Raw genomic sequence first — 25,773 nt, forward strand, 5'->3', positions numbered from 1 at the left:
AAAATTAAGACTTAATTGCCTAATATACTTTTACCCAACTCAATCCGGGCGGCTTCTTTACCAATTTCCAAGCGTCTGTTGTATAGAGCATTCGCATACTCACCCCCAACATAGGTGATTTTATTTTGTCCGTCGGTAGCGGCTTCGTATACAAGTTCAGCTATTTCTTCTGCTGAAGAGAAACTTTCAGGCGTGAATAATGCAAAAACCTTTTGCATCATTTCGTCGTAAGCCGGGTGATTGCCTACATCCAGCGACCTGCCTCCAAAATCTGTAACAATGCCACCCGGTGCAACGGTTTTGATACCGATATTGTCCTGAGCCAGTTCATAGGATAAAGATTCGCTCCAGCCTTCCAGCGCCCATTTGGTGGCATGATAAGTAGAACCCAGCGGGAAACCAACTAACCCTCCGATGGAAGTAATAGTGATAAATAAACCTTTTTTCTTCTCCCTGAAAAAGGGAATAAATGCTCTTGTAACCTTCATAACGCCGAGTAAATTGGTATCCAGTTGTTTCTCAATCTGCTCATCGCTCAGCGCTTCCAAAGCTCCCATTAATCCGTATCCTGCGTTGTTGAGTACCACGTCCACATCATATTTCCCGGTAACACTTTTTACGCAATCGTTAATTTGTGCAGCATTGGTTACGTCGAGCGGTAACAGCACCACATTCTTCAATTGTGAAAGTTCTGTTTCGTTTTCCGGTTTACGCATGGTGGCAATTACCTGCCATCCTTTGCTTTGAAATAATTTGGCAGTTGCTTTGCCCAGGCCTGTTGATGCTCCTGTAATGAATATCGTTTTCATTTGTTGATGTATTTAATTTTACATCTCAAAGGTCTGATAGTGCAGGAAGCCGGATGTTGCCAAATTGAGTTTTGATGTAGCCGAAATGACCAATCAATTACACGAATCACTACTTTCTTATTATTTTTTGCCCTAGTTTGCAAAATAATCCGGCCTTAAAAGATAATTGTCATCTGATCAAACATATACTGAGAAGGAACTGCTTTTGCGCATTGCTGAGGGGGACGAAGCCGCATTTGCAGCGTTGTTTAACCTTTATTCCACTCCATTGGCGTCACTCGCCTTACGGATGCTCCACAGCGAAACAGCCAAACAGGAGGTGTTACAGGAAGTTTTTATTAAGATATGGCTGAACAGGGACCGGCTGAAAGACGTACAGCTCCCGGGCCCCTGGCTCAGGAAAATCACCGTTCACGAATGTTTGCAATATCTCCGCAAAACGTCCTTATATAATGCCAAGCTGGGCAACCTTAACCTGGAAGGCGCCAGTTTTAACCAGGCGCTGAGCACCATTTCAGTGAAAGAAATTCAACTTGCCGTGAAACGCGCGCTCCGGGTGATGTCGCCCCAGCGCAGAACCATTTATGAGCTGAGCAGGGAAAAAGGCATGACCACCAAAGAAATAGCCGCTCATCTCGGTCTTTCCGACGGCTATGTACGCAATGCCCTTAGTGCCGCACTCCAGGCTATCCGGAGCTTCCTGCCGGAATCCGTTCGCCTGCCCGCCATTATTATTTTTTTACTTTTTTTTAGAAAGTGATAGTGACAACGCTCTCTCTCCCGCATCTTATTATATAGCGCATGGAAAATACACGCATATATTACCTGGCAGGGCAATACCTGAAGAAAAGCCTGAGCAGCACAGAGCAGGCGGAGTTTCAGCAGTTATTGCAGTCGCCGGACCACCAGGAGACACTACAGGCCGCTTTTGAGGAGCTGGCAGGCGAGCTGGATACAACGGCCCCGCAGGATGAAGCGCTGTTGCCGTTGCTGCAACGGGCGTTGAACAGCGACAAGCCCGCACGCCGTATTCATTTCCTGCCCCGCAGAAGCTGGGCAGCGGCGTCCATCATCCTCCTGGTACTGGCCGCCGGCACTTACTTCCTGGTCACCCATAAAAAAAATACACCGCCGCCTGTTATAGCCGCTAAACCTGTGGACATTGCCCCCGGCAGGGAGGGCGCCATCCTTACCCTGGCCGATGGCTCGAAGGTAGCGCTGGATAGCCTCAGCAATGGCGTAATCGCCAAACAGAACGGCACTCAGCTGGTGCTCGCAAACGGCCAGCTGGCTTACGATCCGGCGGGAGCACCCACCGGGGAAGCTGTATATAATACGATGTCTACCCCAAAGGGGCGGCAGTTCCGGATCGCTTTACCGGATGGTACACAGGTATGGCTCAATGCGGCCAGCTCCATACGGTACCCTACCCTGTTTTCAGGTAAGGAAAGGATAGTGGAGGTTACCGGTGAAGCATATTTTGAAGTGGCAAAAAATCCAGCCATGCCTTTCCGCGTGCGCGTGAACAATAAAGCGGAAATAGCCGTGCTGGGTACGCATTTTAATGTGAATGCCTATGACAACGAGCAATCTATCACCGCTACCCTGCTGGAAGGATCGGTACGTGTGGCGGCCCTCGCAGGCGGACATAAACCGGGAGATGTAATCCTCCGGCCGGGCCAGCAGGCGCAAATCGAAACAAAGATCAGGGTTATTGAAAATGCCAACATCGATAAAGTGATTGCCTGGAAAAATGGCCTGTTCTATTTTGATGGCGTCAGCCTGGCTGAAATCATGCGCCAGATGGAGCGATGGTACGATATCGAAGTGGTGTATGAAAAAGGGATTCCGGATATTGAATTTGAAGGAGAGATGACCAAAGATGTTTCGCTAAACGGATTGTTGGTGATGCTCAGAAGAACCGATATCCACTTTCGCCTGGAAGGCAGGAAGCTGATTGTGCAATAATACAGTTATCATAAAAAAACCGTCACAGCGCTAACTGTGACGGTGGATGAATTTAATTAGTCAAAAAAACGGTCTACCAACCACTTTTATTAACAACCAAATCTGCTGCAAATCTATGCAAAAAAAATGCTATTGCCCCCCTGTTCGTGCGGGGCAGCACCGGGGCATTGCCAGATCCGCCAACGACGGATTCAGCAAGTCCTTTAGAATAAGAACCAAAATCATGAGGGCTATGAAATTAACGACCTTCTTATTAACTGCCGCCTTTATTCATGCCCATGCCGCCAGTATGGCTCAAAATGTTACCATCTCCGGCAGGAACCTGACGCTGAAACAGGTATTCACCGCTATTAAAAAGCAAACGGGCTACGTGTTGCTGAATCAGAAAGGGGTACTGGCCGATGCCAAACCAGTGACGCTTGCTGCCGATAACCTGCCCCTGCGGGACCTCTTAAACGACGTCTTTAAAAATCAACCTTTAGAATATGTGATCGAGGGCAAGACGATTCTTGTTTCCCGAAAACTCCTGCCTGCGCCTTCCGGCCAGCAGGCTTCTCCTTCCGCCCCTCCTGTTGCCACATTCATTCCTGTTAAAGGTTTTATCCGTTCTCCCAACGGACAACCTTTGGCGGGAGTGAACCTGGTAATTTCAGGAACCAATAAAGGCGCTATCTCTGTTGCCAATGGCTCTTTTTCTTTTGATGTGAATACGGGAGATATTATTAAAGTATCTGCCATCGGGTTCGCTCCGCTTACCCTCCGTTTTACCGGCAACAACTTCCAGGTAGTGTCATCTGAACTGCCTGCCAAACGGAAGTCTTCCGGTGGAGAAAGCGCTTCTTCAGAAGGCGTTTCAAAACTCATTTCCGGGAATCCTGCTGCGCTCATTATCCAGCTTGCGTTAAGTACTTCACCCATAGATGAAGTACAAATAACGGCCTATGGTACTACGACTAAAAGATTTAATGCCGGTAACATTACTACGGTTACATCTAAAGAAATAGCGAAAAACCCGGTAAACAATGTACTGGAAGCGCTGCAGGGAAAAGTGCCCGGGTTGTTTATCCAGCAGGTAACCGGTCAGCCGGGAGGCGCCTTTACCGTAAGGATGCGCGGCTCCGCAAATCTGACCACCGGCGCTACACAACCGCTGATCATTGTGGATGGCGTACGTTATCCCGGTGGTACGTTACCTCTTTCCACCAACACTTCCTATGGCACAGAAAATTTCCTGCAGGGAGGCAGCGGCCTCAATTATATCAATCCAAACGATATTGAAAGTATCGATGTGCTCAAAGATGTGGATGCCACTGCTATTTATGGTTCTTCCGGCGCCTATGGCGTAATCCTGATCACTACCAAGAAATCCAGGGCTGCCCAGCAATCTTTTAACGCTAATATCTACACCGGTATATCGGTAAACGGACAAACATCTCCGTTGCTCAATACCGATCAATACCTGATGCTTCGCCGCGAAGCACTGGCCAATGATAAGCTCGAAGTATCCACCAGCGACAATGATCTGAACGGCACCTGGCCCGCCGACCGCTACACCAACTGGCGGAAAGAATTCATGGGAAAGTCGGCCGCCACATCCAACGCTAACTTCTCTTACAGCGGTGGCGCCCAGCACACCACGTACCTGATCAGCGGAAGTCTACGCGATATCGGCAACATACAACGGCACAAAGGATCAAACAGGGATGGTTCGCTCCGGTTTGCATTAAACACCAGCTCGGCCAACGATAAGTTTACGATGGGCATCACCGGTACTTACCTGTCTTCGAAAAATGACATGGTGCCCTACGATTTTTCCGTCAGCGCATTAACGCCGCCAAATGCGCCACCTGCCTATAACAAAGATGGCAGTATCAACTGGGCATCCATCGGGAGCGACCTTAACAGCAGCGGCACAGCCAGTAACGCCAACAGGCTATATGAAAATACTACCAACAACCTACTGGCCAATGCCACGCTCACTTACCGGCCCATCAAAAAAATAACACTCCGCAGTATTTTTGGCTACAATACCATCAACGGAAAGGAACTGATCGGCTATCCAACAACCGTGTTCAATCCTACCAACACCCAGGCCCCTACGCAAACGGTGGGTATTCTGCACCAGTATAACACCCGCTCCTTCACCATTTCACCCTATGGCGAATTCAATACGTTGATTGGTAAGAAAGGTGATTTAAGCGTGAAACTAGGTGGTGAACTCAATAACCAGGTCACCTATTTTGATGAGATCACCGGAACGGGATTTCCTTCCGATGCGTTGCTGAACAACCCCTCTGCCGGATCTAGCGTAACTACCAATTATAACCTCACCGAGTACCGGTCCATCGGCATGTATGGAATTATAAAATTTGTGTGGGACGAGAAATACATTATCGATATCAACACACGGCGGGATGGGTCCACCAAGTTCGGACCCGGCCGCCGTATCGGGAACTTTGGCTCCGCCGCGCTGGCCTGGATTTTCAGCAGCGAAAAACTAATCAGCGACAACCTGCCGTGGCTCAGCTTTGGTAAGCTAAGGATCAGCAGCGGCGTGGTAGGCGGCGATGCCATTGGCGATTTCCGCTGGCTGGGAACGTATAGTGTAATTGGCGGATCCTATGATGGCAAGGTAGGATTAACACCCAACTCACTTCCCAATCCCCTGCTGAACTGGGAACGTAACTTTAACTCGGAAGCCGGTCTGGAGCTGGGATTTTTTCACGACAGGCTTACAACCGATTTTAGCTACTACACCAACCGCGCAGGTAACCAGCTGCTGGGCCAGCCGCTGTCAAGCGTTACCGGCTATACCAGCTACACTTTAAACTCCGATGCGCTGATCCGTACCAGCGGCATGGAAATCAGCCTAAGCTCCATTAATATCAAAAGCAGGGATTTCACCTGGTCAACAAGGTTCAACATTTCAATCCCTAAAAGCAAACTGCTGAGATTACCCTCCAGTACGCAGAATGCCAACTACGTGTTGAACAAACCCGTTACCGGTAAATTGCTTTATAAATACAACGGCGTAAACCCGGAAACCGGCAATTACAGTTTCACCGATGCGAAAGGCAATGTATCCGATTACACCGGCGGATTAACCCAGGCAGATAAAACCGAATTTGTAGACCTGGCGCCAAAATATTTCGGCGGGCTGCAAAATTCCTTTACCTACAAACGGCTTACGCTCGACTTCACCTTTAATTTTACCAGCCGCACAGGCATGAATTTTCTTGGTCAAACCCCGTTTCCTTTCGGGCTGTATGGCTTAAATGGTTCTACCATCTGGTTGCGCCGCTGGCAACAACCGGGTGATATCACAGACATCCCTAAATTAAGCAGCCAGTTCACCAGTATATTCAGACAAACCTTGCTGCAAAACAGCACCGGGGCTTATAGCGACGCCACCTATGCACGATTACAGAATGTGAGCATCCGGTATAGTTTCAGCCCGGAAGTGAACAAGATGCTGCATCTCAAAAATCTGTCGGTGTACGTACAGGGACAAAACCTGCTGACCATTTCCAAATTCGATGGTCTTGACCCTGAAAACCTGAATGCGGGCGTGATCCCGCCACTGCGCATATTTACAACCGGAATTAATGTTACACTTTAATGTACCGAAAATGAAGATGATATTTCCTGCCAATAATAGTTTTTCAAAACGCCTGCTTACCATCACTGCAGCAATGGGCATCACCCTGAGCAGCTGTGAAAAATACCTGGACAATACACAGCTGCCGGCCAATACCATTGCGGCGGTGGATGTGTATTCCACCGACAATATGATATCCACAGTTGTTACAGGTATCTATCTGAACATGAACAATTCCGGGCCTTTTCAAGGTTCCTCGAGTGGTAATATTGGTTATACAATGGGCTTGTATACTGATGAACTCAGAAGTTTACTGAACGGTAATTTTGCAGATGTATTTTACAAGAATGCGATTCAAAGCGGGCAAAGCGGCAACTGGTCCGACCTGTATAAGAAACTCTTTACCGTTAACACGGCTATTGAAGGCATCAGCACCAGCAAAGGCAACCTCGTTTACAAAGACCAGTGGCTGGGCGAGTGCTACTTCCTGCGGGCTTATTTTTATTATTATCTCGTTAATATTTACGGTCCTGTACCGCTGGCGCTGACTAACAACTACGCGGTAAATAACCGGCTGGCCCGCGCTCCGGAAGCTGATGTGTACAAACAAATCATTGCCGATCTTAAAATGGCGCAATCCCTTTTAAGCAACGAGTATAAAAATGGCTATGGTGTTACCACCACTAATCGCTTCCGTCCTAATAAGGCCGTGGCTACGGCTTTGCTGGCAAGAGTTTATCTTTATACAAAAGACTGGGCCAATGCCGAAGCACAGGCTGGTGAACTGATTGGCAACACCAATTATGAGATGCCGCCGCTCAGCCAGGTGTTTCTTGCCAACAGCCGGGAAACCATCTGGGCGCTGGCTACCAACAGTCCCAAAGCTGCCAATGAATACGGTTTCTATAACAATGGTATGCCGGAAACAATTGTACCGCCGCAAAGCCCTGCTTCCTCCAACGTATTTGTTGCATTGAGCAATATCCTGATCAATAAGTTTGAGCCTGGCGACGGGCGCTTCACCAACTGGGTGCGTACCTCCACAGTGGCCGCGTCTTCTACCACTCCGGCTACGGTGTATTATTTCCCCGGTAAATATAAATCACCGGCTACCAATGCAGAATACCAGGTTATGCTGCGGCTTTCAGAGCAATTCCTGATCCGTGCGGAAGCAAGGGCGATGCAAAATAAAAGCAATGCGGTGGAAGATTTGAATGCGGTGCGGCTACGCGCGGGCCTGGAAGGACTGACAGCAGGCACGCAAGCCAGTGTTCTCACCGCCATTGCCAAAGAAAGACAAACCGAACTGTTCACAGAATGTGGTCACCGGTTTTTCGATCTGAAACGCACCGGCGTCATCGACGCTGTAATGGCTACCGTAGCACCTACCAAACCCACTACCTGGATGAGCTATATGTCTTACTGGCCCATTCCGCCCGCTGACCTGCTGCAAAATCCTAATTTAACACCCAACCCGGGATATCTTCAATAATATACCAGGCAGGATGGTGATAAACATCATCCTGCCTGTTCTCAATACATACATTTCTCATGAAAAAAATGTTGATACTGGCAGCCATACTGGCGCCCGGATGGATGTTCGCCCAATCCGGCAAATACACACTGACCATCAAACTTCATACATCCGCCACACCTGCAAAAGCGTACCTGGTAGAAAACTACGGCTGGAACAATCAGCAGGTGCTTGACTCGGCAACGTTCAACAAAGGCGCTTTCCGGTTTAGCGGTCAACTGGAGGAACCGGTTAATGTGCATGTACTCATTGATCATACCGGAAAAGATTTCACAACATGGAAGAAGACGGCTGATGTCAATGATTGCTACCTGGAGAAAGGAGTTATCGAAATTACCGGTACCGACTCCGTAACAAACGCAAAGATTACGGGTGGCCCTGTAAACAGCGATTACCAGCGGTACAAACGCTCCGTACTGCATCGCATGGAACAGATGAGCAAAGACGTGGATGCGGCATCTGATCAGCAAAAAAAAGATCCCGGGTTCATGGATTCGGTGATGAAACAATACCAGGTGATTGCAAAACAAACCGACTCTATGAAATATGTTTTCATCCGTCAAAATCCTACATCGTATATCAGCCTGGTTACCCTGATAGAAGTGGCTGGCAATGATGTGGACGTACCACGTATTAAACCTGTTTTCAAAAGATTGTCCCCGGCAGTACGCAACACCAAAACCGGCAAACAATTCGCAAAAACATTGTATGATCTGGGGCCGCTTTCAATTGGAGCGATTGCCCCTGATTTTATTCAAAATGACGTAAATGGTAAACCGGTGAAATTGTCTGACTTCAGGGGGAAATATGTGCTGCTTGATTTCTGGGCTTCCTGGTGCGGACCATGCCGGGCGGAAAATCCCAATGTACTGAAAGCATACCAGGCATTTAACCAAAAAGGCTTCACGATCGTTGGCGTGTCCCTGGATACCAATAAAGACGCGTGGCTTGGTGCGGTGGCGAAAGATGCATTGCCCTGGCAACAGTTATCTGATCTGAAAGGATGGAAAAATGAAGCGGGGAAATTGTACCAGGTAAAAGCCATCCCACAAAACTTCCTCCTGGATCCAAAGGGCCGCATCATCGCAAAAAATCTGCGTGGAGAAACGCTGCATGAAAAGCTTACGGAGATACTGCATAAATAGCCGGAGAAATTACAAGGGCCGGTTAAAAAGTACAGAACTACTTTTTAGCCGGCCCTTATTTTATTTTATACCATTACTACTCCAGCCGCTGCTTGTCTTTCAGCAACTGTGCTTTCAGTTTTTTATAACTGATATCCTGTACATTCTTTTTATCGGTGATGGCCTGTACTGCGGCGGTGGCGGCACTCTGGCCCAGGATCATGAACACCGGCTCCATGCGGATGGAACCAAAAGCAATATGTGAGCTGGACATACATACCGGCACCAGCAGGTTGCCGCATTCTCCTTTCTTCGGCACAATAGCACCATAAGAGATCCGGTAGGGCTGCTCCGCATCCACGCCTATATCGCCTTCATTTTGCACAAAGCCATCGGGTTTTACGTACCGTTGCGCATTGTGCGCATCCAGCGTATAGGAGCCCATGCCTACAGACTGGCTCACAGCACGTTTGCCCAGCACTTCATGTTCCGTCATCACGCTCATGCCCGTCATGCGCCGTGCTTCGCGGATATACAGCTGGTGCGGCCAGTTACCATTGTCTTTAAACTCGTCGGCCGACAGCCCCCATTTGTTCATGGCATCCTGTACGTCTGACGGTATGCGGGGATCGTGGGCGATGAAATACAGCAGACCTTTCTGGTATTGTTCATGCTCTTTGATAATGGCCTTCCTTCTTTCATAGGAAGCATCCGGGTAATCATAGTTCATCCCGATATTATCCATGCTGAAAGGGCCGTGGTTATTCACGTCTGTTTTGTGGTTGGGAATGGGATCAAATTTATTGAAGGTTTCCCGCCAGCCGGAATTGAAGACGCGTACCAGTAGTTCATACTGCGTAGAGTCGTAACCGTGAGGCCGTTCAAACGGCACCTTGTTACGCGGGTCGTTGGTGAGGCACAAACGGAAGCAGTAGGCCTGTATCCGTTTATCGCCGTCCCCTTTTTTGCCGGGATCGTCGCCGGAAACGCGTGGCAGCAGTCCGCTGGAGGAATCGCCCGCTATTTTATAGGGGCTGATGTTTGTTTTAAAGTGATGACCGTGGTGCAGTACGCCCACCTGGATGCCGTTCCATTGCTCGCCGTACACGCTGTTGGCTTCACGGCCCACGTGGTAGCTGACGCCGGCAGCGGCCATGAGATCGCCTTCATAGGTGGCGTCAATGAACATTTTCCCGGCAAAGGTTTTGCCGCTGAGGGTGGTGAATGACGTGATGTTGCCATCCTTTTTGATCAGCCCTTTTTCGCGGTCCAGCCATTCATCCCGGTATACAATGATCTTGTTTTCTTTTATGAAATCTTCGAACACCTGTTCCGCTACGTGCGGCTCAAAGATCCACATAGTACGTTCCGCGCCGTCCATCGCTACTGTTCCCTGGCCTTTGTTGCCGTACTCCTGCTGTTGCTGCCATTGCCAGGCGTCAGGCTGCTGGTAATGCTGGTATACACGGTGGTAGAACTCACGCGATAACCCGCCTATAACGGATTTGTTGCCGGTGTCGGTAAAGCCCAATCCCCCGGAGGAAAGGCCACCCAGGTGTGTGTCGGGAGATACAATGATAACAGACCGGCCCATTTTTTTCACCTGTACGGCAGCAACAACCGCAGCGGAGGTGCCGCCATAAATAATCACGTCGGCCGTCACGTTCCCGGGAACGGGCGCCGCAAACACGGATAAGGAACAGATGGATACTGCAATACTAACGAGGAATTTTTTCATAATTTATTTTTCAGGAACCAAGCAATCTTTTGAGGGCGGCGGGATAACTCTTCCCGGATACGCCGCCATCGCCTAATGTAATACTATCACCAAAACACACCACCTTGTTATGCGGCAGCTGCAACTGCATGATGGCCTCATACACCACAACGCCCATCAGGCGGTATCCTTCCGGGGTGGGATGCAAGCCATCCGTTTTCCCGCTGTTGGCTTCATTACGGAGAAGACTATCCGCATCAGTGCCTATGTTACCTGTTTTTTCAAAAACATGGTGCATGTCCAGCACCGGCAGTTTATTATCTGCCGCGATTTTACGGATCACGTTATTCACCTGCCGGTTCCGTTCCTGGTACCCTTCGGGCTCATAGAACTCCTTCCTGTGGCGGGTAAACAGGTATGGTTCGTAAGCTGGCAGGATGGTCATCAGCAGCACCTGGCTGTTGATATTCATGATCTGTTTTACAATACTGCGGACATTCTTCTCATATTGCGGCAACGGCACATACTTCACGCTGTTCATGTCGTTAGTGCCCGCCATCAGCACGGTAAGGTCCGGCCGGTGTAACAAACAATCCTGGTCGATCCGTTTTAGCAGGTCAATGGTATTGTTGCCGCCAACACCTGCATTGACCACCTGCGGGTCCGCTGCCGGCGTGGCTTTCACGGCAGGCTTCCAGGAAAAGTATTTTTCCTGGAAGGCCACCGAAGTAGTGAGCAAACCTGTTTGTAAAAATGTTCTGCGATGCATCATCAATAGTCAGGGTTTTGTGTCAGGTTCTTATTTACATCCCGTTCTGTTTGAGGAATTGGATACAGGTAGTGTTTATCCAGGACAATGATACCCGGGTTCTGGGCTTTCATTGCGCTGGCCAGCCGTTTAGTCCTTACCAGGTCGTACCAGCGGTGTCCTTCAAAAGCCAGCTCCAGGCGTCTTTCCAACAGCACGCTGTCGCGGAATGCACCCTGGCTCAGCCCGGGCAACAGCCCCACCAGACCGGCCCTTTCCCTGACCCGGTTAATGGCCGTATAGGCTTCCACATTACCGGCGGCCTGCTCATTCAGTGCTTCGGCGTACATCAGCAGCACATCAGCATACCGGATAATGGGGAAGTTATTGCTGCCTTCTCCTGTAGCCGTGGCGGAAGGGTCCAGGTATTTACATACATATCCCGGGAAAAGAATATTGGCCGGTGCCGGAGGTGTGGTAGTGGCAGAATAAAGCCTGATGGTTATATCCCTGCGCTTGTCCGTCAGGCTATAGGTATCATACAGGTTCTTTGTGGGAGGATTGTCGCCAAAGCCGGAAACGCCATTCACCTTATCAAAACCAGGCCGCATATAGCCCTGCATGTAGCTGCCCTCTCCTACGCCACCACCCAGTGCCTGCACTTCAAATACCGCTTCTTTGCCGTTCTTGTTGGCAATAGCAAATGCATCTGCAAAATTGGTCCAGAGGTCATACACACCCAGGTCTATCACCTCCTTGCATTTGGCGGAGGCTTTGGCCCAGTCCTGCCGGGTCAGGTAAACCTTTGCCAGCAAAGCTGTTGCCGCCCCTTTTGTGGCCCTGCCTTTATCTGCGCCCGTGTAGGATGCCGGCAGCGCTTTCTCCGCATCTGTAAAATCTGCTACGATCTGCTGGTATACTTCGTCCACGGTTTTCCGGGATACTGCCAGGTCGCTGAGTGAGGTGGTTTCCTGCAATACCAGCGGCACATCGCCAAATAATCGTACCAGGGTGAAATAGTAGAACCCTCTCATGAATTTTGTTTCAGCCAGCAGACGCGTTTTGAGCGCATCATCCATAGAGATAGCCGGTACCCGCCCCAGCACAGTGTTGGCGCGGTTGATGCCTTGATAGCAGGTACTCCATACCACCTGGAAAGTAGTGGTAGCCGGTGTAAAAGTATATTTGTCAAGATCGTTCTTTGACTGGTTAACCGTGGAGCGGCCACCACCCCATTCGGCATCGTCCGTAGCCTGATCCATCAGCACCCACATAGACTGGTTGTACAGGTTGGCCGTGTTCAGCAGGTCATATACAGCATTAACGGCGGCCTTTGCGTCGTCCGCATTCTTATAGAAATTGGCAGGCGTGAAACTGGACTGCGGCGCTTCGTTCAGCTTTCCGCAGGACACACCTGTTATCAACAGTAAAAAGAGAATAAACTTTTGCATATGCAGAAATATTTTTGTTAGAAGCTGACATTTAACCCAAAAAGCACGGTCCTGGCGGTAGGATAGCTGCCGTAGTCGAAACCCTGGCTGCGGCTGTCCTGCCCAAAGCGGTTCACTTCAGGATCATACCCGCTGTACTTTGTCCAGGTAGCAAGATTCTGTACGCTTCCATACACACGTATGGAATGCACCTTGATGGCTTTCAGTACGGAAGCGGGCAGGTTGTAGCCCAACTGCAGGTTCTTGAGCCGCAGGTAGGAGCCATCCTCAATCTGTCGTGTAGAGATACGGTTAGTAGGACGGGCATTGGTGGCGCGCGGAATATCTGTATTGGTATGTGTAGGCGTCCAGCGGTCGAGCATGTCCCGGTCCTGGTTCATAGTACCGTTGAGATATTCCAGTTCAAAGCGATTGGCGTTCAGTATTTTGTTGCCATATACGCCCTGGAAGAAAATACTAAGGTCAAACCCACCATAGGAGAAGGTATTGCTGATGCCACCTAAAAATTTGGGCTGCGCATTACCAATGATGGTACGGTCTGCATCGTCTATTTTTTTATCGTTGTTCAGATCCTTGTACCGGCGGTCGCCCGGTTTCTTTGCATTAGGGTCTGCCAGTGCGGACAGTTCTTCTGCCGACTGGTAAATACCATCCGTTACATAGCCGTAGAAAGAGCCTAGTGGCTGACCTACACGGATAATACCGGAGTTCACGTTCTGTGCAATGTTGGCCACTTCACCGGCAAATATCTGCGGAGCGCCACCAATGTCCAGCACTTTGTTACGATTGATTACATAGTTGATATCCGTGGTCCATTTGAAAGCGCCGTCGAGGTTCACTGTAGACAGACTCAGCTCTATCCCCTTGTTCTCTACCTGGCCCAGGTTCTTATAAGCGCTGGAATAGCCGGAGGTACCGGGGATGGTTACATTCAGCAACAGGTTCCTGGTCCTTTTCAGATAGGCATCTGCCGTGAGACTGATCCTGCTGTTGAACAGGGAAATGTCAACGCCCAGGTCGGCCTGCGAGGTGGTTTCCCAGGAGAGGTCCGGATTTGCGATCTGGCTGGGGCCAATACCGGTGGCCACTGCATTGCCCAGCACATAGTTCTGGGTGCCTAACAGGGAGTAAGCGGGATAGTTTCCGATACCGTCCTGGTTACCGGTAGTACCGTAGGTAGCCCTGACTTTCAATTCGCTGATCTGTTTCACGCTTTTCAGGAAAGGCTCTTCGCTTGCCCGCCATGCCAGTGCAGCAGAAGGGAAATAGCCGAAACGCTTGTTGGCGCCAAACCGGGAAGATCCATCTGCACGGAAAGAGGCAGTGAGTAAATATTTATCACGATAGCTATAATTTATCCTGCTGAGGTAAGACTCCAGTCCCCATCCGCCAACGCCTGAAGAAGGGATAACGGGAATTGCGCCTGCGCCCAGGTTGCCGGAGCCGAGGTTGTCATTTACAAAACTGCGGGAAGATGAAGAGCTGTATTCCGTATGGTTTACCTGCTGGGTATAACCTATCAGGGCAGTAATGTTATGTACACGGTTGAATCTTTTCGTATAGGTGAGCGTGTTTTCATTCAGCCAGGTAATATTCTGATCATTGTAGATGTAGGCGACACCACCCTGGGAAAGGCCACTGGCCACACTTCGCGGGAGGTAGTTGTCCTGCTTTTGCAGAATGGCGTCTGCACCGAACATCACCCGCAGGCTAAGCCCTTCGAGTATTTCGTATTCGCCGAATATATTACCAAAAACACGATAGGCAGTATTGCGGTTCTTAGAGTCCTGCACCAGCGCTACCGGGTTATCAGCCGGGAAAACGAGCTTGGGATCATTAATCAGGTATTTACCATCCTTATCGTATACGGAAAGAAGCGGAGGAAACTGCAGGGCAGCCATTGTTGCCAGGCCAGCGGAGCCCAGGTTACCATCAGACTTGGCCTGGTTACTCACCGTGCGGCTCACCGTCAGGCTGTTGCCTATCTTGATCCTGCTGGTCAGTTTCCTGTCGATATTTACGCGAAAGGAATACCTGCTAAAGTCAGATCCTTTCACGATCCCCTGCTGTGTGAAGTAGCCGGCAGACAAGGCATATTGCGTTTTTTCATCACCGCCGCTTACAGACAACTGGTAATTGGCGATGGGAGCTGTGCGAAGTATTTCGTCCTGCCAGTCGGTGCCTTTACCAAAAGCATTTACCTGGTCTTGTGTATATACAGCTGGCAGTCCATCGTTGGTATTGGCTTCATTAACAAGTTGCGCATACTCGCTTGCGTTCAGCACCGGGTATTTCCGCCGCACGTTCTGCGTGCCGTAATAGCTGTCGAAACTAATAACAGACTTACCCGCTTTTCCTCTTTTGGTAGTAATAATCACTACACCGTTGGCGCCCCTGGAGCCATAGATGGCTGTGGAAGAAGCATCCTTCAGGATGTTGATGGATTCAATGTCTGCCGGGTTGAGGGTACTCAGTACGTTAAAGGCGGAGCCGGTGCCTGCGCCGGCATTCTTGAAGGGAATACCATCTATCACATACAGCGGCTCGTTGTCGCCCTGGATGGAGTTACCGCCGCGGATACGGATAGTGGTGGAGGCGCCGGGAGCGCCGGAATTCTGCGTCACCTGCACGCCGGCGGCTCTTCCCTGCAGGGCCTGGTCCAGCGAAGTAACGGCCACTTTTTTGATTTCTCCTACGGGCACGGAGGTAACGGAGCCGGTGAGATCACTCTTTCTTACCTGGCCATAACCTACTACCACTACTTCTCCCAGGGCTTCCGTATCACCTTCCAGGGTAACGGAGATGCTGTTCTGGCCGGGAGATAAAGTTATTTCCTTTGATTTGAGTCCCAGTGCGGAAACCACCAGTACGGCGTTATCCGGTACATTAGTGAGGGTGAATCCGCCGGTTACATTGGTGGTGGTGCCACGGCCGGTGCCTTTGATCTGCACGGTGGCGCCGGGTATTGGCTCACCCTTTTCATTCACCACTTTCCCCTGCAGGCGGTCAATAGCAGGTTGCTCCGTACCCTGCGGCTCGGGCGATGTTGTTTTACGGCTGATGACCACCGTATTGCCCTGCAGCGAGTAGCGCAGTGGCTGGTCTTTCAGCAGGATCTTCAGTGCCGTTTCCAGCGCGATGTTGTTAAAGGCAACAGTAACGGGTTTGGCCGCGGCCATATCCTCGTTGCGATGAAAGAATACATAACCTGTCTGCTGTTTGATCACGGCAAACACCTTTTCCAGCGGAACATTCTTCCCACTGAAGGTGATCTGCTGCGAGTTACAGACGGCAGTGGTTTTCAGAAAAAAAAACAAAAATAGAGATAGCATTAATTTGTACATAACATGGAAGATTGATTGATTGATTGACTGATTGGTTGATAGGTTTGCTTATTTATTCCGGCAATATGACAATATGCCTGTCGTGCTCTATTTTAAAATGCACTCTTGCCTGTTCAAGTGTTTCCAGCGCCTGCGCCAGGGTGAGACCTTTCCCGATCTCCCCGGAGAAGAGTCCCTGCGGCATGCCGTCTGCATAGCTTACTTCCACGTCGTACCAACGGGAAAGCTGTCGCATGATCGTGTGAATATCCGCGTCTACAAAAGAGAAGTAGCCGTTTTTCCAGGCAATCACCTGCTCTGTGTTCACCTTGTTGACGGCGATGGCATCAGCACCGCGTATCACGGCGGCCTGTTGCCCCGGTTGCAAAAGCGTTGTTTCCTTGTTCACGCTTACTTTTACGGCGCCGTCCAGCAGGGTGGCGTTCACGCTCCGTTCATCATCATAAGCCATGATGTCAAAGCTGGTGCCCAACGCCAGCACTTCAAGATTGTGCACGCGAACTTTAAATGGCTGTCCCGCTTTCTTTGCGATCTCGAAATATCCTTGTCCTTCCAGTTCCACCACTCTCTCCTTGCCTATAAATGCTGTGGGATATTTCAGCCTGGATGCCGCATTCAGCCATACTTTGGAGCCGTCCGGCAGCACCAACTGGTATTGTCCGCCGCGGGGCGTGGTCAGGGTATTAAGGCTTGCAGCATCGCTTGCGCCGTTTACATCATATTGCAGCCGGCCGTTCTGCAGATGGATGGAGGTATTACCCTGCTGCATCACGTGGCCGGAGGTACTGTCCAGCGCAACGGTGGAGCCATCCGCCAGCGTGAGCATGGCTTTGTTGCCGCCGGGGGGCACGTCCTGTTTTAAGATGTTGTGCTGAACAATGGCAGAAGGAGTAGGTGACCGTTGCAGGTAAAAGTATCCCATAGCGCTTAGTCCCACCGCTACTACGGCGGCAGCGGCATAACGCCAGCGGTACGCCCTGCGTACCGGGATAACAGGCGTAAGGTTTTCCTGCTCCTGCTGATCTGCCGGAGGGCGGGTACTGGTGAGAAGATGTTCCAGTTTGGCTTCGGCATCCGGGATGCCTGCTGTATCACGACTGTTGCGCCAATGCTGTTCCATAGCCAGGCGCAGTGCATCATTAGCCGGCCATTGTTTCACGGCTGCCAGCAGCTCTTCCAGCTCTTCACGGGTGCAGGTATTGGCAATATAACGTTCGAACAAACGGTGTAGTCTGTTATCAGTTTCACTCATACGTGGATGGCAGGGAATAACTGCCTTTAGAAGCTAGACGCTGGAAAAAAGAGGAATAACTAATCAATCTGAAAAAAAAATTAAACTTTTTCTGAAACAACATACAGAAGGGCAAATACCGTTACCAGGTTAAGATGGTCGGCCAGGTATTGCTGGATGAATCGTTGGGCTTCGGTGATATGGTTGTTGACAGTGTGTTTGGAAAGAGACAAGCGCCCGGCGATCTCTTTATGGGAAAGCCCCTCCTCCCGGCTTAGCTGGTACACTTTCCGGCGCTGGGGACTGAGCAACCCAATTGCCTCGCGTAGCTTTGTCTCATATTCCTTCACTATTACCTGGTTGTCGGCCTCCGTGGCATCCACCATCTGGATCTCTTCCCACAGAAGGTCCACCAGTTGCGGGTTCCGGCTGGCAGCACGCAGGAAGTCAATTGCGCGGTGATAGGCGATACGGAACATGAAGGCCTCCACGTGCTCAATACGGGGCAGTAGTTCCCTGCCTACCCAACATTTTGTGAGAACGTCCATGACCACTTCTTCTGCCACCTGCGGAGATTTGATGATAGTACGGATATAATGAAACAGCCGGCCCTGCCAGGCATGGAAAAAACTGCGGAAGGCTGCTTCGTTGCCTTCCGAGATTAGTTTTAGCAATTCCTTATCAGTATATTGTCGCTCTGGCATGTAAGTAAGCCCGTCCCTCTTGCCATAAATGTAGTAAAATAATAGATCATAGTGGAAAGCACAAAAAAAGACAGGCATCCGGATAACCAGGTGCCTGTCTTTTTTTATACGTTGCTCCCCCGCTTAATCCAGCGAAGCCTTATACCGTTGCAAGGCTTCTAAAAAATAATAGTCTGCATACACCAGTGGCACATCAATCTCCGCATTGTGCGGGATACTTCCTACACCGTGCATTAATATAAAGTTACCATTCTTTTCTTCCGGCGCCCTGTACGCGCTGCCTGCAAGCGAATGCAGTATTGTGATGGCTGCCTGGCGATATTGTGTTCCTTTCTCTTTGCCGGCATAACCACTCAGCTCAAACAATGCCGACGCCACAATAGCAGCGGCGGAAACATCGCGGTATTTTGTTTTTACCTTATTGGCATTGGAGCGTATACCGGGGGTGTATCCTTTCTCCTGTGCATTGAAATCCCAATACGGTATTTTATCTTCCGGAAGATTTTTATTATCCAGGAACCAGTCGGCCATACCGGTCGCAGTTTTGAGGAAACGCGGATCATGTGTTTCTCTATAGATCATCGTAAACCCATAGATACCCCATGCCTGGCCGCGTGACCAGGTGGAATTATCAGCATACCCCTGCGCGGTTTCGCGGGCCAGCACTTTACCATTGGTGGTATCATAACACACTACATGATACGAGCTGTAGTCCGGACGTACCTGGTTGTACATAGCGGTTTCCGCGTGGCTTACTGCTATGTGGCGGAAGCTGGTGTCGCCGGTTTCTTTAGCTGCAAAAAACAACAGCTCCAGGTTCATCAGGTTGTCGATGATTACCGGGTAATAATATAGCTGCTGCCCATGCCATGTTTTAAAAGCGTTCCAGGATTTGATGCTTTTTGTTACCGGGTTAAAACGCGTGCTGAGCGAGCGGGCGCCCTGGATCAGGATATCGCGGTACGCTTTGTTACCCGTAAGGCGGTAAGCATTACCATAGCTGCAATACATCATGAAGCCGAGATCATGATGCTGTGTAAAATCTTTCAGCGGCTCCAGCTTCTCCGTCCACTTAACAGCTTCCTGCTGCAACACAGGATCTTTGGTTTGTTCATACGCATACCAGAGCGAGCCCGGGAAAAAACCGGGTGTCCAGTCGTACATAGAAGTGGTAATCATTTTCCCTTCCTTATTGATAGTCCGGGGAAAAGCCAGGCTATCGCGGGATTCCGTATCCTTCAGCATATGCTTGAGCTGTTGCCGGGCAAAGCCTGCATTACTGCTGATAAAATCCTTCTCCCCGCCTGCAGTGTAGGCAGTAAGACCGGCGGCTAAAATAAAATAAAGCAATGGTTTCATATTCTTATGGTGTCACTTTAATGATCAATTCCCTTACAACACTTTTTTGTTCGTCCAGTGTATGGTTAAATGCCACGAAGGTGGCTTTGTATACTCCCGGTGACGGATAAACGAAAGCATATTCTTCTTTATCCGGTTCGTTGATACTCTTGATGCCGGTACTCACATCTCCCGGCACACGGCCGATGTATAAGGGTTTGGTGATGATCCAGCTGGTATTGCTGGCCGCGCTGCCACCGCCGCCGGTGATTTTAAGATCTGTGGCGGAGGCTGTCCAACGGCCATTAGCGGGGCTCCATACGTTGCCGTAACGGGTCCAGTAGGCTACATCGGCCGACAAAGAGCTTAGCGAAACAGTTTTCTCCGGCAGTACATTGTTCACGATAAATTCGGTGATCGTCCAGGTACGTTGTGTCGTTCCCGTTACACCGCTGTATTTGAAAGCAATAAAGAGTGAATCGCTTTCGCTGGTTACCAGGTCCGTCAGGTCAGCAGTACCGAAAGGCACTACCGTTGCGTTGGTAGCTACTATGCCGCGACTCGTGATATTTGTCCATGCCGCATTTACCACAGCAGCAGAATCCAGGCCGGTCAGTTTGTTGGTGGCCAGTACCTGCAGGGTATTTGTTTGCGTACCAAATTCTGATTTTGAGGAAAAGCCCAGCGTGATCTTTCCCAGTTTGTTTGCAGACGTACGGCCATCGTAACGCTTGCCGGGTTCCCCGGAATAGAATGCGATATTACCTGCGCTGCCGCTGAACTTAAAGCGGGTGGTATCCCCCAGGCGGTACGTGAACGTATCTGATACCAGCTTTGCAGGATCGAGCGCCACGTTGAAGTCCGGCGTATCTATTTCCAGCTTTTTAGAACAGGCAACCGCAAAGAAAGACAACAGTATGATGAATGATTTTTTCATGTGGATGTGTTTTAGCATTACCAGCCTTCGTTTTGTGTCAGTAACCGGTTAAGATTGAGTTCATAAGTTGGTTTGGGCAACATCACATGCCTGGCGCTTACATTGCGCACGCCCTGCAATCCGTTGGGATTACCGGTAGACGTAACGCCGGCACCGTTGGCAGTGGCCCATGATGCGAAGTTTTGCATGTCTGATACAAAACTGCCCCACCGGATCAGGTCTGCTTTTCTCACCGCTTCAAAACACAGCTCGCGCATTCTTTCATCACGGATGGCCAGCTGGAACGCATCTTTACTAAGTCCCGGCGTAAGATCGGATTCATTACCTGTGGTGATGGTGGCCGTAGCTGTTGCGGCGGTACCGGCATAGGTGAATACAGCACCGGTTACTGAGGCATCGGAAGCGCCGGAAGTATTGACAGGCGGTGTATTGGTGGCAGTACCTGCCGTTGTTACGGTGTACAGGATGCCGCCGTTAGTGATTTGTGTACCTGTTGTATAACTGGCGCCCGGCGTCCAGAAGGTGCCTATCACTACTACAGGTGGCGTAGTATAATAGGAGCCTAATGTTAATGCACCCGGGCTGTTCAGGTAAATACCGGTTACCTTGCCGCTGGTAATAATCGCCGTTCCGGTAGCGCCGTTGCCACCGCCGCCGGTGATAGTTACTGCCGGCGCTTTCGTATAGCCATCGCCGGAGTTTACCATTGTAATGGATTTTACTACGTTTCCATTCATCAGTCCATATCCTCTTTTCCGTACCTGGTTCACATAATTATAGGCATTCGTAGGGCCGTTCACGTAATTCTCTGCTTCTGCGCGCATCAGCAATACATCTGAATACCGGATCATGGGCCAGTTGATATTATAGGTACCGCCTACGCCATTGGTATTACGGATTGCCTGCGGTACATATTCCCTTCTGAACTTACCGGCGCACATCTGCCAGGGATTGGGACGCGCGGTTTTTGTGCGGGGATTTGTTCCGCTGTAAATATAGTTGGCACAGTTCCAGTCGCGGCGGATATCCAGCGAAGGTTTGTTAGGCATGACAGCGCTGTTGGGATCTGTTTCATAAGCATCGAACAGCTTTTTAGTAACCCACACCCATCCGGCGGAGTTGTAGGATGTTGAGTCCAGCGCAGTAAGCGCTGACTGGATCCCCACAAAGTTGCCGATGTCATTTCCTGACTTGTTTACCACGCCGGCGGCTGCGCCCAGGGAGCCCAGCTCCCAGATGTTTTCTCTTACATCATACTGGTCTGTGGCCAGGTTGATGAATACCTGGCGGTAATCGGGGTTCAGTGCATGAAGACCAGAGAGAATCACTTTATCCGTGTAAGTGATCACATCCTGATATTTGGCGGTATTGTTTTGCGGATAGCCGGCCCAGTAGAGATACACCCGCGCCAGCATGGCCTGCACAGCAGTGAGCGTAGCCACATCATTGAATTTCGCCTGTGTAACGGTATAATCTTTCAGCAGCACTTCTGCTTCTTTCATATCCTTTTCAATTTGCGCGTACACGTCTGCCTGCTTTACCTGCGGAATGTTTACATCATTGATAGCGGGTGTGTGAAGTACTACAGGCACATCTCCATAATTACTGGTAAGAATAAAGTACAGGAACCCACGAAGGAATAATGCCTGTCCTTTGATAATATTCCTGCGGGATGCATCCATCGTTGGCTTATCGATGTTATCCAGTAATGTATTAAGATTGTTGATGCCAACATATGCATAGCGCCAGATACTGGCGATATGTACAAGGGAGGCATCGTAATTGTAACGGAGACCACGGGCATCGCCGTCTGCCGTACGGTTTGACATTACCTCATCTGTGGTGGATACAAAGTTGAAGCCCATCACCTGCGCATACAACTCGGGCCGCATCAGATCACCGTACACGCCGTTCAGCGCCTGCTGCAGCTGTGTTTCCGTGCTGTAATAATTGGTGGTGGTATAAAAATCTGTTGGTTGCGTATCAAGGAATTTTTTGCAGGATGTAAGCCCTGCTATTACGATACATGCCAGGATGCAAATACGTTTCATGTTCATCATTTTAGAAGGTTACATTTAAACCGGTCACATAAGACAATGAGTGCGGGTAAACGGCATAGTCGAAGCCAGGGGTAAGGTTACCCGGCCGGCCGCTCACTTCAGGATCCATACCGGAGTACTTCGTCCATGTATAAATGTTCTGTGCAGCGCCATAGATGCGTACATTCTTTATCTTCGCGCGTTTCAGCAGTTCGCCGGGTATATTATACCCCAGTGAAACCGTTCTCAGCTTCAGGTAAGAGCCGTCTTCAATTACACGGGAAGAATACGCCGCATTACCCATACCGCCAGCGCGGAACATGGTGTTGCTTGGATTGGTGGGCGTCCAGCGTTTGGCATAGCTGGCAAACTGGTTCAGGTTCGGATTATTTACAATACCACCTTCAAACACATACCGGTTCGCATTGATAATATCATTGCCATAAGACCATTGCAACAGTACGTTCAGATCAAAATTGCGGTAGCGGAAATCGTTGCTGAAACCGCCGGTATGTTTTGGTAACCCGCTGCCGATGATCGTGTAATCCTGGTTGTTCACCTGCAGGTCACCGTTGAGGTCCTTATACTTAATATCCCCCGGACGGATAGCATTACGCGCCGCGCCATTGGTAGGCACATCCGGCTTCAGCAGGTAAGTGTTATTGGGCATCACATCGAAATCGGAATACTGGTACACGCCGTCGAACACGAGGCCATACATCTCACCCAGCGGTCTTCCGATCACAGAGATGTAAGGGAACAAACCCGAATAGGTAGTATTAAAAAAAGTACCGGAACCAGAGAGAATAGATTGTTGTCCTTCTGCCAGTGATTGTATTTTATTACTATTAAAGCTGATGTTAAAACTGCTGTTCCAGCTGAACTGTTTGGTATCTGCAATTACTGCTGCAACTGTGAACTCCAGTCCTTTATTTTGCAGCTGGCCTACATTCTTGAAACCCTGCGCGCTTTCTACACCATGTACATAAGGCAGTGCGGCATTCAGCAGGAGATCCTTCGTGGTACGCAGATAGGCGTCTACGGTAAGTGTGAGCCTGTTTTTCAGGAAGGCCATATCCAAACCGATATTGGTTTGTTCGTTGGTTTCCCAGCGCAGGTCCGTGTTACCGGAAGATACCATCACCGACCCGATACCCAGCGGCGCATTTCCAACGGAATACCAGTATTGGTTGCTGGTAAGCTGCAACTGGGGCAGGTAAGCAAAGTCCCCTACCCGGTTATTGCCGGATGCGCCGTAGCCCAGCCTGATCTTCGCGTCTGAAATGAATCTCACATTTTTCATAAACTCTTCGCTGCTGAAGCGCCAGGCCGCAGAGGCGGAAGGAAAGTATCCCCATTTATTACCTGCGGCGAATTTGGAAGAACCATCTGCACGCAGGGAAGCAGAGAAAAGATATTTCGAATTGTAGTCGTAGTTCACGCGCACGGCGCCGGAGGCCATTGTCCAGCCGGAGCTGAGCGACAGCAGGGAGGTATTGGCCGGTGCTGCGAGATCAATTCCATCCAGACCGAGGTCTTCATTCGGGATTTGATTCGCCGAAAACCTGCGCTGTGAATTTTTATATCCCTGCGCTTCCAATACACCGAGCACGGTGAGGTTGTGTAACTTGTTCCAGCTTTTGCGGTAGGTCAGTGAGTTTTCCGAACGCCAGAGTGAAGTGGGTTTGGTTTCTATACTGCCATTCACGCCATTGGAATTCCACTTACTGCCGGATTGTGTTTTGGAATTGTTGAAAATATCGATCTCCGTATTTACGGTATTGATGCCACCGGCTATACGTAATGTTAGTCCATTGGTGATAGCATATTCCGCATATGCGTTAGCGAACAGGTTGTTCACCTTATTCATGGTGTACTGGTTCTGGATATTCTGTAACGGGTTCACGCGATAGTCCTGGTTATTGGCCAGCTCATTACCCGGATCATAAAATTCATCCACGAGATTCACGGCGCTGTCGCGGCCATAAATACTGGTCGTAGGCCGGAAGCCCCATACGGAATATAACGTGGTAGCAGACGCATAAAAATTTGTTGCGGAAACCGGGATACCGTAAGTTTCATTGTAGGCATAATTGGCATTGATGCCTACTTTCAATTTGCTGCTCACCGTTTGATCCAGTGAAAACCTGCCCTGGTAGCGTTTGAAACCACCATTGATGATGATTCCCTTTTGGTTATTAAAATTTCCGGAGACAGAATACCTCGTTTTATCATTTCCTCCCCGTACGGCAATGTCGTGATTCTGGTTCTGGCCAACGCGGTACACAAAGTCCTGCATATCTATGGCTTCCTTGTTACGGTAATCCTCCAGTTTAGCGCCACCGGCCAGGTACACGGAATCATAGATGGAAGGGTTTACATCTCCCACATACTGTACAAACTCGTAAGCGTTCATTAACGGGATTTTGTTGGGCACCTGTTGCCAGCCATAATAGCCGTTATAGGTTACCTGCGGTGCGCCGGTCTTCCCTTTTTTTGTGGTAATGAGAATAACCCCGTTTGATCCGCGGGCGCCGTAAATGGCGGTGGCAGATGCATCTTTCAAAACATCGATCGATTCAATATCACCCGGACTGATCGCATTTGCGTTGGAACTTTCAGTAGGGAAACCGTCGATCACGTAAAGCGGGGAGTTATCTTGTGTGATGGAACCCGCGCCGCGGATCACGATATTGGAAATGGAACCCGGCTGACCGTCGTTGCTCGCTACCGCTACCCCTGCTACCCTTCCTGCGAGCGCTTCATCGAACGACTTTACCGGCGCCTTCGCAAAATCTTTCATGTTTACACTGCCCACTGCGCCGGTGAGGTCTTTACGTTGCTGGGTAGCATATCCCACTACCACCACATCGTTGAGCGTGCCGGCCTGCTCACTCATCTGTACATTATATTCCGTTCTGTTATCTACCGGTTGCTCCACTTTACCGAAACCGATAAAAGAGAACACCAATGTAGCGCCTGGCGCGGCAGCAATAGTAAAATGGCCGGTCCCATCTGTATGGGCGCCCGTTTTTTCATTCTTTACCATTACAGTCACCCCAATCAATGGCGTACCATCTTTGGCCTTTACTGTACCGGATACTGTTTTTTTCTGTTGTGCAAAAAGGAAAAGCGGAAAAAGTAAGATCCACATGACTCCCGTAAAAAAATAATGGAAGGTGAAGTTGCCCCCTCCTCCCTTGCTGGCTGATTGGCTTGTCTTTTTCATAA

At 49.8% G+C, this 25,773-nt stretch carries 16 protein-coding genes; 5 read left to right on the top strand and 11 right to left on the bottom strand.

What is annotated here, in order from left to right; all coding sequences use genetic code 11:
• Positions 1-11 precede the first annotated feature (11 nt).
• A complete protein-coding gene (locus PV783_RS32790) occupies positions 12-809 on the bottom strand; it encodes an SDR family oxidoreductase (RefSeq protein WP_420990958.1) in 798 nt (265 codons plus the stop codon).
• 205 nt (positions 810-1,014) lie between these two features.
• On the opposite strand from PV783_RS32790, the gene PV783_RS32795 reads away from it, so the two are divergent.
• The 5 genes from PV783_RS32795 to PV783_RS32815 all read left to right on the top strand — a co-directional run bounded on the left by PV783_RS32795 (position 1,015) and on the right by PV783_RS32815 (position 9,054).
• A complete protein-coding gene (locus PV783_RS32795) occupies positions 1,015-1,569 on the top strand; it encodes an RNA polymerase sigma factor (protein WP_159454419.1) in 555 nt (184 codons plus the stop codon).
• A 41-nt stretch (positions 1,570-1,610) separates the two neighbouring features.
• Complete coding sequence (locus PV783_RS32800; protein ID WP_420990959.1) at positions 1,611-2,777, top strand: FecR family protein; 1,167 nt, start codon at positions 1,611-1,613, stop codon at positions 2,775-2,777.
• A 232-nt stretch (positions 2,778-3,009) separates the two neighbouring features.
• Complete coding sequence (locus PV783_RS32805) at positions 3,010-6,396, top strand: SusC/RagA family TonB-linked outer membrane protein (RefSeq protein ID WP_420990960.1); 3,387 nt, start codon at positions 3,010-3,012, stop codon at positions 6,394-6,396.
• A 10-nt stretch (positions 6,397-6,406) separates the two neighbouring features.
• A complete protein-coding gene (locus PV783_RS32810; protein ID WP_420990961.1) occupies positions 6,407-7,867 on the top strand; it encodes a RagB/SusD family nutrient uptake outer membrane protein in 1,461 nt (486 codons plus the stop codon).
• A 59-nt stretch (positions 7,868-7,926) separates the two neighbouring features.
• Positions 7,927-9,054, top strand: a complete 1,128-nt coding sequence (locus PV783_RS32815; protein WP_420990962.1) for a redoxin domain-containing protein — start codon at positions 7,927-7,929, stop codon at positions 9,052-9,054.
• 76 nt (positions 9,055-9,130) lie between these two features.
• Here the strand turns inward: PV783_RS32815 and PV783_RS32820 are convergent, their stop codons facing one another.
• The 10 genes from PV783_RS32820 to PV783_RS32865 form a co-directional block, all read right to left on the bottom strand.
• Positions 9,131-10,771, bottom strand: a complete 1,641-nt coding sequence (locus PV783_RS32820) for an FAD-dependent oxidoreductase (protein ID WP_420990963.1) — start codon at positions 10,769-10,771, stop codon at positions 9,131-9,133.
• Between the two features lie 10 nt (positions 10,772-10,781).
• Positions 10,782-11,522 (bottom strand): GDSL-type esterase/lipase family protein, encoded by a 741-nt coding sequence (locus PV783_RS32825; protein WP_420990964.1) that lies wholly within the window; start codon positions 11,520-11,522, stop codon positions 10,782-10,784.
• Positions 11,522-12,949: a RagB/SusD family nutrient uptake outer membrane protein gene (locus tag PV783_RS32830; RefSeq protein WP_420990965.1), complete on the bottom strand. Its 1,428-nt coding sequence runs from the start codon at positions 12,947-12,949 to the stop codon at positions 11,522-11,524. Before PV783_RS32830 ends, PV783_RS32825 begins: the two co-directional genes overlap by 1 nt.
• 17 nt (positions 12,950-12,966) lie before the next feature.
• The gene (locus tag PV783_RS32835) at positions 12,967-16,281 is read right to left on the bottom strand and encodes a TonB-dependent receptor (protein WP_420990966.1); all 3,315 of its coding nucleotides are present in this window, start codon (positions 16,279-16,281) and stop codon (positions 12,967-12,969) included.
• A 64-nt stretch (positions 16,282-16,345) separates the two neighbouring features.
• Positions 16,346-17,545: a FecR family protein gene (locus PV783_RS32840; protein WP_420990967.1), complete on the bottom strand. Its 1,200-nt coding sequence runs from the start codon at positions 17,543-17,545 to the stop codon at positions 16,346-16,348.
• A gap of 80 nt (positions 17,546-17,625) precedes the next feature.
• A complete protein-coding gene (locus PV783_RS32845; protein ID WP_159454422.1) occupies positions 17,626-18,198 on the bottom strand; it encodes an RNA polymerase sigma-70 factor in 573 nt (190 codons plus the stop codon).
• Positions 18,199-18,351: 153 nt separating this feature from the next.
• Positions 18,352-19,587, bottom strand: a complete 1,236-nt coding sequence (locus tag PV783_RS32850) for a glycoside hydrolase family 88 protein (protein WP_420990968.1) — start codon at positions 19,585-19,587, stop codon at positions 18,352-18,354.
• Between the two features lie 4 nt (positions 19,588-19,591).
• Positions 19,592-20,503 (bottom strand): DUF5017 domain-containing protein, encoded by a 912-nt coding sequence (locus PV783_RS32855; protein WP_420990969.1) that lies wholly within the window; start codon positions 20,501-20,503, stop codon positions 19,592-19,594.
• A 17-nt stretch (positions 20,504-20,520) separates the two neighbouring features.
• Complete coding sequence (locus tag PV783_RS32860) at positions 20,521-22,554, bottom strand: RagB/SusD family nutrient uptake outer membrane protein (RefSeq protein ID WP_420990970.1); 2,034 nt, start codon at positions 22,552-22,554, stop codon at positions 20,521-20,523.
• Positions 22,555-22,564: 10 nt separating this feature from the next.
• Positions 22,565-25,771, bottom strand: coding sequence for a SusC/RagA family TonB-linked outer membrane protein (locus PV783_RS32865; RefSeq protein WP_420990971.1), 3,207 nt, complete (start codon positions 25,769-25,771; stop codon positions 22,565-22,567).
• Positions 25,772-25,773 lie beyond the last annotated feature (2 nt).

Source organism: Chitinophaga sp. CC14 (assembly GCF_048957795.1).
Taxonomy (GTDB): Bacteria; Bacteroidota; Bacteroidia; order Chitinophagales; family Chitinophagaceae; genus Chitinophaga; species Chitinophaga ginsengisegetis.

What these genes read in the sequence shown, in the direction of transcription:
- PV783_RS32790 (WP_420990958.1), bottom strand. Translation starts at nt 809, where the DNA reads ATGAAAACGATATTCATTACAGGAGCATCAACAGGCCTGGGCAAAGCA.
- PV783_RS32800 (WP_420990959.1), top strand. Translation starts at nt 1,611, where the DNA reads ATGGAAAATACACGCATATATTACCTGGCAGGGCAATACCTGAAGAAA.
- PV783_RS32805 (WP_420990960.1), top strand. Translation starts at nt 3,010, where the DNA reads ATGAAATTAACGACCTTCTTATTAACTGCCGCCTTTATTCATGCCCAT.
- PV783_RS32810 (WP_420990961.1), top strand. Translation starts at nt 6,407, where the DNA reads ATGAAGATGATATTTCCTGCCAATAATAGTTTTTCAAAACGCCTGCTT.
- PV783_RS32815 (WP_420990962.1), top strand. Translation starts at nt 7,927, where the DNA reads ATGAAAAAAATGTTGATACTGGCAGCCATACTGGCGCCCGGATGGATG.
- PV783_RS32820 (WP_420990963.1), bottom strand. Translation starts at nt 10,771, where the DNA reads ATGAAAAAATTCCTCGTTAGTATTGCAGTATCCATCTGTTCCTTATCC.
- PV783_RS32825 (WP_420990964.1), bottom strand. Translation starts at nt 11,522, where the DNA reads ATGATGCATCGCAGAACATTTTTACAAACAGGTTTGCTCACTACTTCG.
- PV783_RS32830 (WP_420990965.1), bottom strand. Translation starts at nt 12,949, where the DNA reads ATGCAAAAGTTTATTCTCTTTTTACTGTTGATAACAGGTGTGTCCTGC.
- PV783_RS32835 (WP_420990966.1), bottom strand. Translation starts at nt 16,281, where the DNA reads ATGCTATCTCTATTTTTGTTTTTTTTTCTGAAAACCACTGCCGTCTGT.
- PV783_RS32840 (WP_420990967.1), bottom strand. Translation starts at nt 17,545, where the DNA reads ATGAGTGAAACTGATAACAGACTACACCGTTTGTTCGAACGTTATATT.
- PV783_RS32850 (WP_420990968.1), bottom strand. Translation starts at nt 19,587, where the DNA reads ATGAAACCATTGCTTTATTTTATTTTAGCCGCCGGTCTTACTGCCTAC.
- PV783_RS32855 (WP_420990969.1), bottom strand. Translation starts at nt 20,503, where the DNA reads ATGAAAAAATCATTCATCATACTGTTGTCTTTCTTTGCGGTTGCCTGT.
- PV783_RS32860 (WP_420990970.1), bottom strand. Translation starts at nt 22,554, where the DNA reads ATGAAACGTATTTGCATCCTGGCATGTATCGTAATAGCAGGGCTTACA.
- PV783_RS32865 (WP_420990971.1), bottom strand. Translation starts at nt 25,771, where the DNA reads ATGAAAAAGACAAGCCAATCAGCCAGCAAGGGAGGAGGGGGCAACTTC.